At 46.1% G+C, this 14,657-nt stretch carries 14 protein-coding genes and 1 other RNA gene; 1 reads left to right on the forward strand and 14 read right to left on the reverse strand.

Annotated features, from left to right (window positions below; translation table 11 throughout):
- Positions 1 to 143 precede the first annotated feature (143 nt).
- The 8 genes from AC58QD_RS12740 to AC58QD_RS12775 all read right to left on the reverse strand — a co-directional run bounded on the left by AC58QD_RS12740 (position 144) and on the right by AC58QD_RS12775 (position 6,075).
- A complete protein-coding gene (locus tag AC58QD_RS12740; protein WP_497333691.1) occupies positions 144 to 626 on the reverse strand; it encodes a hypothetical protein in 483 nt (160 codons plus the stop codon).
- Positions 627 to 741: 115 nt separating this feature from the next.
- Positions 742 to 1,407: a TerC family protein gene (locus AC58QD_RS12745; protein ID WP_497333693.1), complete on the reverse strand. Its 666-nt coding sequence runs from the start codon at positions 1,405 to 1,407 to the stop codon at positions 742 to 744.
- Positions 1,408 to 1,439: 32 nt separating this feature from the next.
- Positions 1,440 to 2,642 carry a tRNA uracil 4-sulfurtransferase ThiI gene (thiI, locus tag AC58QD_RS12750; protein ID WP_497333695.1) on the reverse strand — a complete coding sequence of 401 codons (1,203 nt, stop codon included), beginning with the start codon at positions 2,640 to 2,642 and terminating at the stop codon, positions 1,440 to 1,442.
- Complete coding sequence (locus AC58QD_RS12755; protein WP_497333697.1) at positions 2,642 to 3,790, reverse strand: cysteine desulfurase family protein; 1,149 nt, start codon at positions 3,788 to 3,790, stop codon at positions 2,642 to 2,644. Before AC58QD_RS12755 ends, thiI begins: the two co-directional genes overlap by 1 nt.
- Positions 3,791 to 3,923: 133 nt before the next feature.
- The gene (locus AC58QD_RS12760) at positions 3,924 to 4,619 is read right to left on the reverse strand and encodes a lytic transglycosylase domain-containing protein (protein WP_497333699.1); all 696 of its coding nucleotides are present in this window, start codon (positions 4,617 to 4,619) and stop codon (positions 3,924 to 3,926) included.
- A gap of 162 nt (positions 4,620 to 4,781) precedes the next feature.
- Positions 4,782 to 5,189, reverse strand: a complete 408-nt coding sequence (locus tag AC58QD_RS12765; RefSeq protein ID WP_497333701.1) for a hypothetical protein — start codon at positions 5,187 to 5,189, stop codon at positions 4,782 to 4,784.
- 14 nt (positions 5,190 to 5,203) lie between these two features.
- Positions 5,204 to 5,419 (reverse strand): DUF1540 domain-containing protein, encoded by a 216-nt coding sequence (locus AC58QD_RS12770; RefSeq protein WP_497333703.1) that lies wholly within the window; start codon positions 5,417 to 5,419, stop codon positions 5,204 to 5,206.
- Between the two features lie 152 nt (positions 5,420 to 5,571).
- Entirely contained in the window at positions 5,572 to 6,075 is a 504-nt protein-coding gene (locus AC58QD_RS12775) for a YpuI family protein (protein ID WP_497333705.1), read from the reverse strand.
- A 204-nt stretch (positions 6,076 to 6,279) separates the two neighbouring features.
- Between AC58QD_RS12775 and AC58QD_RS12780 the strand changes: the two genes are divergently transcribed.
- Positions 6,280 to 8,136, forward strand: coding sequence for a S8 family peptidase (locus tag AC58QD_RS12780; RefSeq protein WP_497333707.1), 1,857 nt, complete (start codon positions 6,280 to 6,282; stop codon positions 8,134 to 8,136).
- A 210-nt stretch (positions 8,137 to 8,346) separates the two neighbouring features.
- Here the strand turns inward: AC58QD_RS12780 and rnpB are convergent.
- The 6 genes from rnpB to dnaG all read right to left on the reverse strand — a co-directional run bounded on the left by rnpB (position 8,347) and on the right by dnaG (position 14,622).
- An RNA gene (rnpB, locus tag AC58QD_RS12785) (RNase P RNA component class A) lies at positions 8,347 to 8,760 on the reverse strand.
- Between the two features lie 72 nt (positions 8,761 to 8,832).
- Positions 8,833 to 9,948: a Nif3-like dinuclear metal center hexameric protein gene (locus AC58QD_RS12790; RefSeq protein WP_497333709.1), complete on the reverse strand. Its 1,116-nt coding sequence runs from the start codon at positions 9,946 to 9,948 to the stop codon at positions 8,833 to 8,835.
- The gene (locus tag AC58QD_RS12795; protein WP_497333711.1) at positions 9,924 to 10,691 is read right to left on the reverse strand and encodes a tRNA (adenine(22)-N(1))-methyltransferase; all 768 of its coding nucleotides are present in this window, start codon (positions 10,689 to 10,691) and stop codon (positions 9,924 to 9,926) included. Before AC58QD_RS12795 ends, AC58QD_RS12790 begins: the two co-directional genes overlap by 25 nt.
- Positions 10,691 to 11,518: a hypothetical protein gene (locus AC58QD_RS12800; protein ID WP_497333713.1), complete on the reverse strand. Its 828-nt coding sequence runs from the start codon at positions 11,516 to 11,518 to the stop codon at positions 10,691 to 10,693. Before AC58QD_RS12800 ends, AC58QD_RS12795 begins: the two co-directional genes overlap by 1 nt.
- 89 nt (positions 11,519 to 11,607) lie before the next feature.
- Complete coding sequence (gene rpoD, locus AC58QD_RS12805) at positions 11,608 to 12,723, reverse strand: RNA polymerase sigma factor RpoD (protein ID WP_497333715.1); 1,116 nt, start codon at positions 12,721 to 12,723, stop codon at positions 11,608 to 11,610.
- A gap of 63 nt (positions 12,724 to 12,786) precedes the next feature.
- Positions 12,787 to 14,622 (reverse strand): DNA primase, encoded by a 1,836-nt coding sequence (dnaG, locus tag AC58QD_RS12810; RefSeq protein ID WP_497333717.1) that lies wholly within the window; start codon positions 14,620 to 14,622, stop codon positions 12,787 to 12,789.
- Positions 14,623 to 14,657 lie beyond the last annotated feature (35 nt).

Genomic DNA, 14,657 nt, shown 5'->3' on the forward strand with positions numbered 1-14,657 from the left:
ATCCTCTCAAAATGTTGTTTTGTCTATATGAGTGGTGCATTTGCTTCATAAAAGAAAGCGCCGGACGACGCGCCGACGCTTGACACACTTCAATTATTGTACTCCTTTTTTCGACATTACGCAAGTAAAGCCTCGGTTGCTTATCACCAGGAGCGTCGCGGCTTCATGATGAGAAAGGCTCCTCCAATAATCAGGATAGCAGCAATAATGTAGATCCCTACTGTAAACATAATCATCATGCCGAAGAACAATGCGGATAAAATGGCTAAAATAATGGAGGCGGTCAAAGCCGCTCTTGGTTTGCTATTGTCGAATAAGTAGAATTCGTAAAGCCCTACGGAGACGGCAAAGATGAATCCTGGCCACAAATACTCCATTGCTGACCACCCAACCAAATTACAGAAAAAGAAAAGTGTCGATATCACAACTAGAATCCCGCCTGGAATAAGAACAGCAGGAGGCAGCATCCTTCCAAAATACAGCATATGCAGTAAAATACCGGGAATAAGAATGAACACCGGCCACAATAATCCCCAAATGAAGCCGAAAAAACCAATTCTGCCTAGCAATAACAGGATCCCCACCGCTACAATGATGATACCAATGGAGTACCGATTATTAGTCAATTGCGTCCCCTCCCGAATAGCGTCGCACCCTACCGAATGCGACATAATTAGCTTTATTTTATCGAAAAGAGACAAAAAATGCTAGAGGGTGCATTTCGTAGAAAATAGATAACTCCTAAACCGTTGATATCCTTGATTTCCATTTCTTGATTAATCCTGCTGCAATCACAACAATAGTAGTAAGGATCGGCAGAAGGAAATGGAACATTTCAATATCGTGTAACACATAATGGTCCACCTTTTGATCACCTACGAACATTTCACCGGCCGTATAGCCCAGTATACCCGCTCCCAAATAAACGAATATAGGATAATTGTGAAGGAGCTTCATGACGAGGGTACTTCCCCAGACGATAATCGGGATACTAAGTCCAATCCCGAGGATAATGACAGTAATATCTCCTTCTGCTTTGGCAGCAATGGCAAGCACATTATCAAGACTCATGACTAAATCTGCGATAATAATCGTCCAAACCGCTTTACCTAAAGAACTCGCCTCTTTCACCTTGGCCGTTCCTTCATCTTCAATTAACAGCTTGATCGCGATATATAGTAACAGAATGGAGCCTAATGCCTGAATATACGGCACTTTCAATAAAACAACCGCAACAACGGTAAGGATCAGTCTGAGAGCAACAGCACCGAATGCTCCCCACCAAATTGCTTTTTTCCTTTGCTCGATTGGCAGGTTTTTACTAGCAAGAGCAATAACTACAGCATTATCACCGCTTAGTACAATATTGATTAACATAATTTGCAAGAACAGCATGAACCATTCCATGACCTGTGCGCCTCCTAAATAATAGAATGAATTTAGAACAATCGATCTATTTCTTCCTCTGCCTCGGGGGCCATATATCGGGTCTCCGTTTGGGCGATAGCGGACAAAATGGCTTCTGGGAGCCAATCCATCTTTTGCTCCTGCCTCTCCACTACTGTGAGATTCGGATTGGTTGAAGGAGATTTCGGCACGAATAAAGTACAGCAATCTTCATAGGGAAGAATGGATATTGGAAAAGTGCCTATTTGCTCGGCTAGCTTCGTGATCTCTGACTTGTCCATCGTAATGAGAGGTCTCAAGATCGGGATACTTACATCTTTGCCAATTACATGAATACTCGGCAGTGTTTGACTGGCAACTTGACCGAGGCTTTCGCCAGTCACAATCGCTAATGCGTTTTGTCGTTCCGCCAATTGCTCGGTTATACGGAACATGGCTCGACGCATGAGTGTAATTAGTAAATTCTCATGGCATTCCTGCTTTAGTCGGGTTTGAATATCTGTGAAAGGAACAAGATGCAGAGTTATTTTTCCTGCATATTGAGCTAGAACTCGAGTCAACTCGATTACCTTATCTGTGGCTCTCTCGCTGGTAAACGGATAGCTGTGGAAATGCACAGCCTCTATCCTCAGGCCTTTGCGCATAGCCAGCCAACCTGCCACTGGACTATCAATTCCGCCAGACAGCAGGAGCATTGCTCTGCCATTCGTGCCAAGCGGGAAACCCCCAGGCCCTGGAAAAACCTCCGAGAATACTAACGTCTCCTTGTCCCGAATTTCGACGCGAATATCCAACTCGGGGTTGTGTACATCCACTTTCAATCCGCTAATGCTCTCCAGGATAGCTCCGCCTAGCAATCGATTTAGCTCATAGGTGTCAAGGGGGAAGTCTTTATTGACTCGTCTGACACTTACTTTGAACGTTTCGGGCTTGACTCTTAAGCTGTTCATGGACTCCAGAACGGCCAGTTTAATCTCATCCATATCTAAGCCGCAACGAATGGCTGGACTGAAGGAGTGAAGCCCGAACACCTTCGATAACTCTGCAGCGATTGGTTCAAATGCGTATTCTCCCAGGTCTATGTACACTCGGCCGAATTCCTGGCGTACGGTTACAGACGGGTATGGCTGAAGCAGGCGTTTCAGCTGCTGCATAACTTGAGATTCGAAACGATAGCGATTCCTGCCTTTTAATGTAAGCTCTCCTAGACGGAGAAGGATTAGATCTCTGTTCACTATAACTTGGCCAACTCCTCTATGACTCGGTTCAACACAGTCGCAAGCTGATCCACCTCTTCAACCTGTTGGTCTGCTGAAAAACTAATTCTGATTCCGCTTGCAGCTCGATCCGGGTCCATTCCCATCGACAGCAGCACCCTGCTCGGTTCAACCTCGCCAGAAGCGCAGGCTGATTTGCTCGAGATGAAGAAATGTTCTTTTTCCAGTGCATGTACAATTACTTCAGATCTCAATCCTGGAGCCGTAAAATGCAATATATGAGGCGCCATTCTCTCATCCGATTCATGCCCGCTTATCCGAATAGATGGATTGTCGGCCAGTCGGTTCAATAACCGGCTTCGCAACTTGAGCATATGGGCGGACGCTGCTGCTCTTCCTTCCGTACTCATACGTACTGCTTTAGCCATTCCGACTATTGCAGGAACATTCTCAGTCCCAGAGCGTAATCCGTGTTCCTGTCCTCCCCCCGCTAGGAGCGGCTGCAGGCGAATCCCGTCACGCACATACAGAAAGCCGATGCCTTTGGGGCCGCGAAGCTTATGTGCCGATACAGACAACAGATCGATTCCCCATTCACCAGGCCAAACAGGTATTTTGGAGAAGCCTTGAACGGCATCAACATGGAATACAATGCGCGGATACAGCTTCAGGAGATTACCGATTTCACGAATAGGTTGGATGGCTCCCATTTCATTGTTCACCTGCATGATGCTTACTAAACAAGTATCTTTCCTGATCGCATTTTGTACATCTTCAACTAGTATACATCCGTTGGCATCCGGCTTCAGAAATGTTACTTCGAACCCTAATTTCTGCAATTGCTTGCAGGGCTCGAAGACAGACGAATGCTCCAACTCCGTAGAGACTATATGCTTGCCCCTCCCTGAATATTCAAAAGCAGCGCCTTTTACAGCCAAATTATTGCTCTCAGTCCCGCCGGAAGTGAATACAATCTCACTTGGTTGAGCTTGCAGAGATTTGGCAATAACCGCTCTCGCCTTGGACACCAGCCGCTCTGCCTCTAAGCCTGCGCCATGGATAGACGACGGGTTACCGAAGTAAGCCTGCATAACCTCCATCATTGATTGCGTAACTTCAGCATAAGGAGGTGTTGTGGCACAGTGATCAAAGTAATAGGTGTACACAAGGAAGCCTCCTTCATCATTATTTGGGACAAAAAACAAAAGACGATCAAGTTCGCCCTCGACAGCTGAATGAGGCGAACCATGACCGTAGCTCATGTCTTATCGTACAATCCATCCAATAAGGCATAACTAATCAAAGCGGAAGTCCATTCTTATTGCGGTTGGATAAAATATTTGCAACATACTTCTGCGTTTCCATTGGAAGCTGATTCATCTTCGACTTCAGTTGTTCATCTGTTCGAATCCCTAGTGAGTCGACTCTTCCAGGACCTGCGTTATAAGCAGCAAGCGCTACAGCTTCATTCCCATTATAGCGTTGCAGCAGAGAGGCCAAATAACGAGTTCCGCCGAACACATTCTGTGTCGGGTCGAATGAATCCGTTACTCCAAGCTGTTTGGCTGTTCCGTCCATTAGCTGCATAAGACCTTTGGCGCCTGCTGAGGAAACTACACTGGATCTGTACCCGGATTCTGCCTTGATGACGGAATGGATCAGCTCGGCATCCACCCCATACAGGAGGGAAGCTTGTTGAACGATGTCATCATAGGAGCTTGCGGAGCTATGTGTAATCGCAGGAGGTGCCGTTGTCAATTTCTGAAGCCCGAATGAAGGAATGGATGATGCTATAGAAGCCAGTGATGATGCAGAAGCTGATAATGATCCTGCAGGCTGCTTCTCACTGTCCGTGAGGGTAAGCAAGCTTCCCAGGAGGCTCGCAAAGTCCATCTTCTCTTCGCTGGATGCCGTTTTGGACAATAAGCCATCCAGATCTGGCTTCAGTTGAGCTTGAAGCAGCTGTTTCATATACCTTGGATCAATGCTATTCATTGCAAGAGCCAACTCCCAGACATAGTTTGTAACCATTGTACACCTTTTTATTCCATTCGAACAGTGATCTCAACAGAAAATCTATAAAACAAAAAGGCCGTCCCTCTTATAGAGGCAGCCCAATAAAGATCCAATTTTATCCAACTGCTTATATGAGAAATTCTAGCCTGGAATTAAGACGATATAGGACAGTGCTGATATTCCTCCAATAACTACTGACCAAGCACCTAATGCTCGGGTTCCACGGACATAAGCAATAATTCCCAGTACAATAGCACTTCCCCCCAACCAAACAGGAAAGAAAAACAAGGAAATGATGGCAAGCGTCATGGCTACCCATCCGATCGTACGGCTCGGGCTGTGTTCCTCCACATGATCAACAGACTTAACATGATCATGCGGACGATCATCCTCAGGCGAATTCAATTCTTTCTGCTTCATTAACAAAGGTGCAGCAGCCAGTTCCACAGCATACTCTTCTTTGTGTTTGTGGCGTTCTCTTTCCATCTCAACCTCTGAATGCTTAAAGTGCTGTTCCTTTGAATTCTGATCTCTGCTTTCCACATCCATATTGAAATCCCTCCCTAGGTTTTCGGTTTGAACGTGTGACAGCAAGTGCTTGAGGATTTGTCTGCAACATCCTGATGCTCCGTATCAAAACCCTCTCCAGCAAACTCCGCATTGAACTTGGCTGATGCATGGCTGTCAATTTCAATCATAATGGAATCGGCTCTGCATTGATTCTGTTCACCCCAGAATGTGCAATTGGATACACTGCATTTCACGATTGGCTTTGCCATTCGTCAATCACCCCCATTAACAAGTTACCCCCTCTTCCACGGAGATATCCTTAGGAACGATTGGAAAAGGGAGTGCTGTATAAAAGTTGAATAAAGCAACATAAAAACCCCGAACCATCGAGGTTCGGGGCTCTTACCGGGGCATTAGCGGATCAATTCATCCGATCTCCCTGCATACGGCGTTGTGTCATGTAATCTGTCTCATAATACGTAAGGTCTTCGCGCAATTCTTCAAAAATCTTAGACAGCTCAATTGTTAAGTTACGGGATTCACGGCTAGGCTTCTTACGGAATCTTATCGCATCTTGACCCGTGTAGGCATACCGACCATCTTCCGAGTAGCATTCATTCTTCGGGTAATAAAAGCCATTCACGCAATTGTGATACACATCGTAAAGGACCTTTTCCGCATAATCCTCATTGAAGTGTGGGCGGCGCAGGTTCATCCCGAGCTTCTCATAAGCCACTTCGCAGAATACAAGCAAATGCCTCACATCAGACAAATACCCCCGGTAGAACTCCTCCATTGCGGGATCGTTCTCCACGCTTAACTGGGGCAGGCTGTAGTGATTTAAGAAAAGTTCCATCTTTGCAATGGCTTCTTTTAATTTGGTACGTGATGTTTCGCATAAATTTTTTACTTGATGCAATACCATTTATGACCCTCCCTCAATCAGTGTCGCCTGCCAACTTCCTGATTGTTTTTAGTGCATTACTTTTATCCTACCATATTTTCAAATGAAAAGTAAGCTTATCCTGATACAATTTCAAGCTGTGCTATTGTTGACCCCATGCATAAATCCGCCTCGGATACCTCACCTTAATAAGTAACAAGACTATTTCACTTATTGGAGGCTGTCATGAGAAAGACTGGTGCGGTGTTGTCCGTCGTGGCATTATTCGGGTTAATTGTGTTCGCAACCAATTACAATCGATCAAATCCGGGTCGCAATTCTGATGTAGAGAATCCAAATGCTGCTCAAGAAATGCAAATCAAACAATCCATGCTTCAACAAGATGTGCAGCTCACAGACGAACTTTGCCGTTCCCAATGCACGCTTGATTTCCAAGCAGCCCTTCATCAAATACAGACGGATTTGCCAGAACATGTCAAGTTTGCTTTGACTTCACTACAGCAGGAGCATGAACATATTCAATATGTAGAGTGGTTGAAGGAGAGCACTGGGAATACCGCTCCACAAGTCAGTGAAGGTACAATTCCAGCAAGTGTGAAGCAGAAAGCAGAAACGTTGCTTGCACAAGCCAGGCAACAGGTGAATCAGAAACAGCATTTCCAGTCTGACGCTATAGGCTCGGGGGATGAGTTATATTTCGTATTAGGTGTTCCTTCAGAAGAAGGTCAAGCCGCTCTTGTCGGCCTTATTCATCAAGACCTCTTACGCAAGGTTGAGGTTCGTCTAAAAAAAGATCTACGGTTAGTGCCTTATCCAAGCGACAATAGATATAAGATCGAATCTGTCGACTCAGACACGTTGAGGGATGTCCGTGTAGATCACCCTGAAGATAATGAAGGGACGAGCCATTATCATGTAAATGAAGTAGTCGTCAAATTTAAGGTCGATCCTTCCCAAGCAGAGCTTGCCCGAATTCAACAGGAGCTTGGAGGCGAGCCGGTGCGGAAGCTTGGTAACACGTATGTATTCCGCTCACACCAGATGGAAACGAAGCAGATGATGAAATATTTCACGAACTGGAATACTGATTTTGTTGAGCCCCATTTTCTATATATGACTAATGAAGAAGTCCCAGCTACAGAACCCAATGATGTTTTGTTCAAAAAATATCAGTGGAATTTACCGGCCATCGGTACAATACCTGCTTGGGATATCAATCGAGGCAATCAGGAGATTATTGTCGGTGTAATTGACACAGGGGTAGATCTCAATCATCCCGATCTAAAACCGCAGCTCCTGCCAGGATACAATGTGGTTAGTGAAGGCAGCGATCCTCAGGATGATGTTGGGCACGGCACACATGTAGCTGGGGTAATCTCTGCTTTGGTGAACAATCGTGAGGGTGTTGCGGGCATGACCTGGTATAACAAAATTTTGCCAATCAAGGTATTGGATGAAACTGGAGCCGGCAGCACATATTCGGTAGCCCAAGGAATTATCTGGGCCACTGATAATGGTGCAAAAGTGATCAATATGAGCCTGGGTAATTATGCGGAGGCTAAATTTCTTCATGATGCGATTAAATACGCTTATGACCGGGACGTTGTACTGATTGCCGCGAGCGGGAATGATAACACGGAACAACCAGGATTTCCTGCTGCCTATCCGGAAGTATTCGCGGTAGCAGCTACAGATAGTGCTAAACAAAAAGCCTCTTTCTCTAATTATGGGGATTACATCGATGTAGCTGCTCCAGGGGTTAACATCGCCAGTACGTATCCACATAATCAATATGCGGCTTTATCCGGTACTTCAATGGCAAGCCCGCATGTTACAGCATTAGCTGCGCTAATTCGCTCCGTGAATCCATTGCTTAAGAATACAGAAGTGATGGACATTATGCGAAAATCGGCCAGCGACTTAGGTACAGCCGGAAAAGATAAGTATTTTGGATACGGCCAAATCGATGTAACGAAAGCTCTCGAAATGGCTGATCAAGGTAACCAATCCTTATCCTCCCAGTCGGATTGGGTCGATCGAATGCTCCTTAGAATCGCCGAGAAATATAAGAATATGGAATAACTTCTGCTGTATATCAGATTGTTTTTCAAACAGTAAAAAAAGGGTCTGCTGGAGTTTGTTTAACTCCGGCAGACCCTCTTTGGTTATGCCGCGTGCACAACGATTGAATTTCCCGGAAGGATCGTTAAAAAGCCGCCCCATGTTCTGGGCGGCTTCTGTATGCATATACAACCATCAAGAGTGATTTCATGCTATAAAATGTGTGGTGGATCGGAAAGCTTGCCGTAAGCCGGGTTCTGTGCTTCTGGTGGTGTATACGGGGACCACATTCCCCTCCCACTGTTGAAGCGACAATCATCTATCTAGGCCTGCCATTGCTGACAAGCTCAAGCGACCAACCCGAACGCACCTCGGGCTAAGGCTGCAGGCCGAAGCCTGCTGCGTTCTCTTAGGTCTTGCTCCAGATGGGGTTTACCAGGGCATATGTCACCATATCCCCTCGTGGTCTCTTACACCACGGTTCCATCCTTACCTGATCGCAAGCGCGAGCGCTTGCGCCATCGGCGGTCCATTTCTGTGGCACTATCCTTCAACTCGCGTTGACTGGACGTTATCCAGCATCCTGCCCTGTGGAGCCCGGACTTTCCTCCCGTGCTAAGCACCGGCGATTGTCTGTCAAGCTTTCCGAATTCTATTTGCTAGTATACCTGACACTGGCTTTGTACGCAACTAAGTATTACTTCCATTTTGACCTATTCATTCAAAACGGAACGGTTCGGTATTCATCTGAGATGCCAAAACTTTTGTAGAGTACTTCTCTTTCTCTAAAGCTTCCAACAATCTCCTTGTCACACTTGGTTTCATGATTTTCTCAGCATTATGCCCCGCATCGATGATGGCCATTCCAGCAGCCAAAGCATCATGTGCTGTATGATAGTCAATGTCTCCTGTTACAAGAACATCCGCTCCTGCAAACTGTGCGTGCCTCACATAACGGCTCCCAGATCCGCCAAGAACAGCGACTTTGCGAATTTCTTTATCCGGATTGCCAACTACGCGTACGTATGGAACTTCAAAAGCCTGTTTGACACGCTCGACAAGAGCCGACAATGTCTCAGTCGTCGGCAGCGTTCCCACTCTGCCTAAGCCGAATGATCTGCCTTTTCGGTCCAAAGTATACAGATCATACGCGACTTCCTCATAAGGATGAGCTTTCAGCATGGCCTGAACAGCTTTCTTTTCAAGAAAATCCGGAACGATGGTCTCTATTCTCACTTCTTCCACATTTTCAAGCTTACCCACTTGTCCTATGAACGCGTTTGTATCCGCACCAGGCATGAAAGTTCCAGTTCCGTCCAGATTAAAGCTGCAATGACTGTACTTCCCGATGTGTCCAGCCCCAGCTTGGAACAGAGCTTGCAGGACGATCTCGTGGTGGGTCTTAGGGACGAATACAACCAACTTCTTCAGCTTCTCTGTATGGATGCTTTCCAGATGTGAGGTTACGGTCAGATCAAGCGCTTCAGCCATAAGATCATTCATTCCGCCCTCAACCACGTCGTAATTCGTGTGAGCAATGTAGACAGCAATATCGTGTTTGATCAGTTTCTCGTAAAGACGTCCTGCAGGGGTATCTGTCTGGAGATTAGATAAAGGCCTGTAAATGATAGCATGGTGAGCAATAATAAGATTTGCCCCTAAGCGGATAGCCTCGTCTACAACCTCGTCCGTGACATCAAGCGCTATGAGCACAGCAGGAATAGATTTCTGAAGAGTCCCTAATTGGAGACCGATTTTGTCATCAGGCATTGCCAGCTGCTTCGGCACCATTCGCTCGAACAGTTGAATTACGGTCTGCCCATGCGCAAGCATGCCAACACCTCCTCGGTTCTGGTTATTTCTTCCAATAAAGCTTCTCTTCTTTGTTTGGCTGATTCTGAGTCCGATCGAGCCATTTCACTGGCGACAACATTCGCTTTCGCAAGCTCGGAACGCCATTTGGCAAAAAAAGCATCATTGGGCTTCTGCAATAAGTAGGGTCCCATACGATACAATAATGCTTCATCAACAGTCAACCCGCATTCCAACATTTGTGGTGCATACGGCGATTTTACCGACTCTTGATCGATTTCATTTGCAGCATTAGCTGCAGTTAGAATTTCATAATATTTGCCGTCTTCCTCCAGGATGATCTCATCCGTTAGCTTCCATCCATTGAGCACTAACCATCGTCTTACTTGATCTTCACCGACATTAGGCTGAAGCACTAGAGTATGAACGCCTTTAAGCTTCTGTTTCCCTTGCTCCAGTATGTGAGCAATTAATGCGCCGCCCATCCCTGCGATCGTAATAGCCTCAACCTCACCAGGTTCAATTACCTGCAGTCCATCCCCTAGCCTCACTTGGACTTGCTCTGCAAGGCCTGCCTCTTTAACTTGCCTCCCAGCAGCCTCAAAAGGACCAGGATTCACTTCCCCCGCAATCGCAAAAGGCACTCTTCCTTGCTGTATTAAGTAAACAGGTAATAGCGCATGATCAGAACCAATGTCAGCCAGACGGCTATTCTTCGGCACTTGATGCGCAATTGTTTGTAATCGATTTGATAATTTAACCATTAAGCAACCCACTCAATCCATTTTTTTCGTGTTCCATACAAGATCATTCCTAACGCCGCTAACTTTACGAACAAAGACCCTTGGAACCAAGGATCAATCGATCCCGACATATAGAATCCGTATATTTCTGGTGTTAATAAGAGAACGAAGCTAACCAGCAGCATGATGGAGCCGGATGGCATCTTCCTGATTTGAAACAGCCAACCAACCCAGCCGAACAAGACACAGAATGGTAACCAGCTAAGCTGTGCGTTAATCCAAGTCGATTCCATATCTCTAGACTGCAACAACCATGCATACACCAGCATTAGTCCAATCCATCCGCAAAACTGAAATATGTTCATTCGCGCCGCAGCGCCAATCACAATCCACATTAAGCTGCAGAAGGCAACATAAGCAATCATCAGAATGGGATCATCATTATCATAAAACTGCATAAGCAGGACACCCAGACCAAGCAGTGAAGCCGAACCAGCACCGACTAGAACATAAGCCAATAGGGGCTTTTTCCCTTTCATTACAAGGCCGGAGACGTAACAACCTAGTACTGCAACTCCTAAAAACAGGATTTGCATTGGAATTGGAAAAGAGTTAAAATGAAGGGCAAGAAAGAAAAAAGCGGTAATCAATCCAAAGATTAGGAGCCATATATACCATCTGCTGTTTTGGATCGCTTGAACCGATACACCACCTACTTTTTTCTCTCGTTCCACCGTCTCATCCATGTACAGGTTAAGCAAAAAATCGCAATAATGCTCAGGAAGAAGCTTACTTCTTCGCCAATGCTCGATTTCTCGAACGATCAGCTTGCGTTTCTCCGAATCCATGGTTCTATTTTCCTCCTAGACATCGCACAGTGATAAAGGTAAAAATGAAGACCTTACTGCAAGCAGGAAGGTCTCAACATTTGATACTATTACTCCAAAAAGTCTTTTAATCGTTTGCTGCGACTAGGATGTCTAAGTTTACGAAGGGCCTTTGCCTCGATTTGACGAATCCGCTCACGCGTAACGCCGAATACTTTGCCTACTTCTTCTAATGTGCGAGTCCGGCCATCGTCCAAGCCGAAACGAAGTCTCAGTACGTTTTCTTCCCGCTCAGTTAATGTATCCAATACGTCTTCGAGCTGTTCCTTGAGCAACTCGTATGCTGCAGCGTCAGCTGGCGCCAATGCTTCTTGATCCTCAATGAAGTCCCCGAGATGCGAGTCGTCTTCTTCCCCGATTGGAGTTTCTAACGATACAGGCTCCTGTGCAATCTTCATGATTTCTCTAACCTTTTCCGTGCTTAAATCCATCTCTTTTGCGATCTCTTCCGGAGTAGGTTCGCGTCCTAATTCCTGCAGAAGCTGTCGAGAAACTCGGATCAGCTTATTTATCGTTTCCACCATATGCACTGGGATACGGATCGTCCGTGCTTGGTCAGCAATTGCGCGTGTAATCGCTTGACGAATCCACCATGTGGCATAAGTACTGAATTTGAAGCCCTTGGTGAAGTCAAATTTCTCAACGGCTTTAATAAGCCCCATGTTGCCTTCTTGGATCAAGTCCAGGAAGAGCATGCCTCGACCTACATATCGTTTGGCAATACTGACTACTAGCCGCAAGTTCGCTTCCGCCAACCGGCGTTTGGCTTCTTCGTCGCCCTTCTCAATGCGCTTAGCCAAGTCGATCTCGTCATCAGCAGACAGCAATGGAACGCGTCCAATTTCTTTTAGGTACATCCGTACCGGATCGTTAATCTTGATGCCAGGCGGCAAGGACAGATCGTCATCCAAATGGAATTCATCATGCTCATCTTCTTGATTAGGAGCCATCCCATCTTCGGCTTCATTCCCTACATCAATACCGAGCTCTGAAAGGTGTTCAAAAAATTCATCCATCTGCTCCGGGTCTTGGTCAAATGGAGCCATTTTCTCCATAATATCCTTATAAGTTAACGAAGAGCGTTTCTTTCCTTGTTCAATAAGCTGTTCCTTGACCTGATCCAGTGTCAGTTCTGTCTCTAATCCAGTATGTTGATCGTTCGCCATTCGAAGCTCCCTCCTCCCTAATCATCAACATCTACAACCCCCCCGGGTGGTATGGTTAGGCTATCAAGAGCCTTTTAGTTGACTTTTCAGGGTAATAATCTGTGATGCTATTTGTGCAGCTCGCATAATGTCGCCTTCACGTTCTACACGCAATTGTTCCTGCCCCATTTGCTCGATTGCCTTTAGCTTCGGTACGGATTTGACAACCTGAATGCAGTCATCTATAACCTGAGCGTTGACTCCTTTGACGAAGTCAGGCATCAGAATCGAACTTGCGACTCTCTCCAACCGCTCGTCCTGCAACGAGCTTATGAACCGACTCGCATCTGGTTCGAACCCTTGCGCGTAATAGGCATATAAATAAGCAGCTAACGCTGCGTGAGCTTCGGTATTGAAAGCATCGCCTAATTGCTCTTGGACATATGCGGCAACTTCTTTATCATGCATCATAGCCGTTAACAAATCGGATTCTGCTTTGTCACTCTTCAAGCTAAGTTTCGGTAGAGGAACGCCTTCTCCCCCGTCATTCCTAACATTATTCCACGAATTTTCGTTATTATCCCCATTTTGCCGCTTTTTTTGCAACTCCTGGCGAATCTGATTCGTTTCCTGTTTGATCGATTCCAAGCTCAATTGATGCTCAGCCGACAACTCCTTCAAGTAATGTTCCCGTTCTGTAGGGGATGGCAGATCTGCTATCACTTCGCGGATGGCCGTTCTCACATACCGTAGTTTGGCATCGCCCTCTTGGAAATTAAAGTTGCGCCGTAGATGATGGAGCCTGAATTTCACTGCGGGTAATGCATCGTCCAGCAGCTCTCTTGTGAATCGTTCGCCGCCATAATTCGTAATGTAGTCGTCCGGATCCAATCGATCTGGGACAACAGCCACCTTAACGTTTAATCCTGCCTTTTCCAAGATGCTTAAGCTCTTATAAGAGGCAGCCTGCCCTGCATCATCTCCATCGAAGCAGACTATAACTTCTTCTGCTGATAATCGGATCAGTCTGGCATGTTCTTCCGTCAACGCAGTACCCATCGTGCCTACACTGTTATGGACACCAGCCGACCAAGCTTTGATCACATCCGCGTATCCTTCGAATACGACAACGGATGATTCTTTTTTGATGGCTTGTCTGGCCTGATGAAAGTTGTAAAGAATGCGGCTCTTACGAAACAAGATTGTTTCTGGACTGTTCAAGTACTTCGGTTGTTCGTTACCCATCGTTCTTCCTGCGAAGGCAATCACCTTCCCCTTCGCATCCCGTAGCGGGAATATGATCCGGTCGCGGAATCTGTCTACGTAACCATCACCAGAAGACTTGGCAGAAAGTAACCCGCCCGCTTCCATAAGCGGCATCTTGAATTCCCTTTTCATTAATTGCACAACGAGTGTATCCCATCTGGCGGGCGCATAACCAATTTGAAACGTCTCAATCAGACTATCCGTGAAGCCTCGCGACTTCAAATACTGTACAGCGTTCTTGCCTTGTTCGGTGTTATTAAGAATGTAATGGTATAACATGGCAGTGAATTCATGAGCTTTCAGCAAATGATCACGCTCTAGTTGCTTCTCGGTCTGTTCTGGAGTTACTTCCTGCCACCCTATTGGGATGCCAGCTTCCTCAGCAAGATGTCGCACTGCTTCAGAGAAAGAATACCCTTCTATGTCTCGCAGAAACGTTATTGCATTCCCACCTGTACCACAACCAAAGCATTTGAAGATCTGCTTCTCTGGATGGACGGTGAACGAAGGCGATTTCTCCGAGTGAAAGGGGCATAATCCCTTCATGTTACGACCTTGCTTCGACAGATGAACATATTTGCCAATAACGTCTATGATGTCGTGGTGTTTAAGGACAGCCTCTATGACTTCCTCAGGAATTTGTCCATTACTCATCCTTTTCACCTTCTTGTGAGTGCCCTTATACGTAT

This window comes from Paenibacillus sp. J2R1T-4, assembly GCF_059692235.1.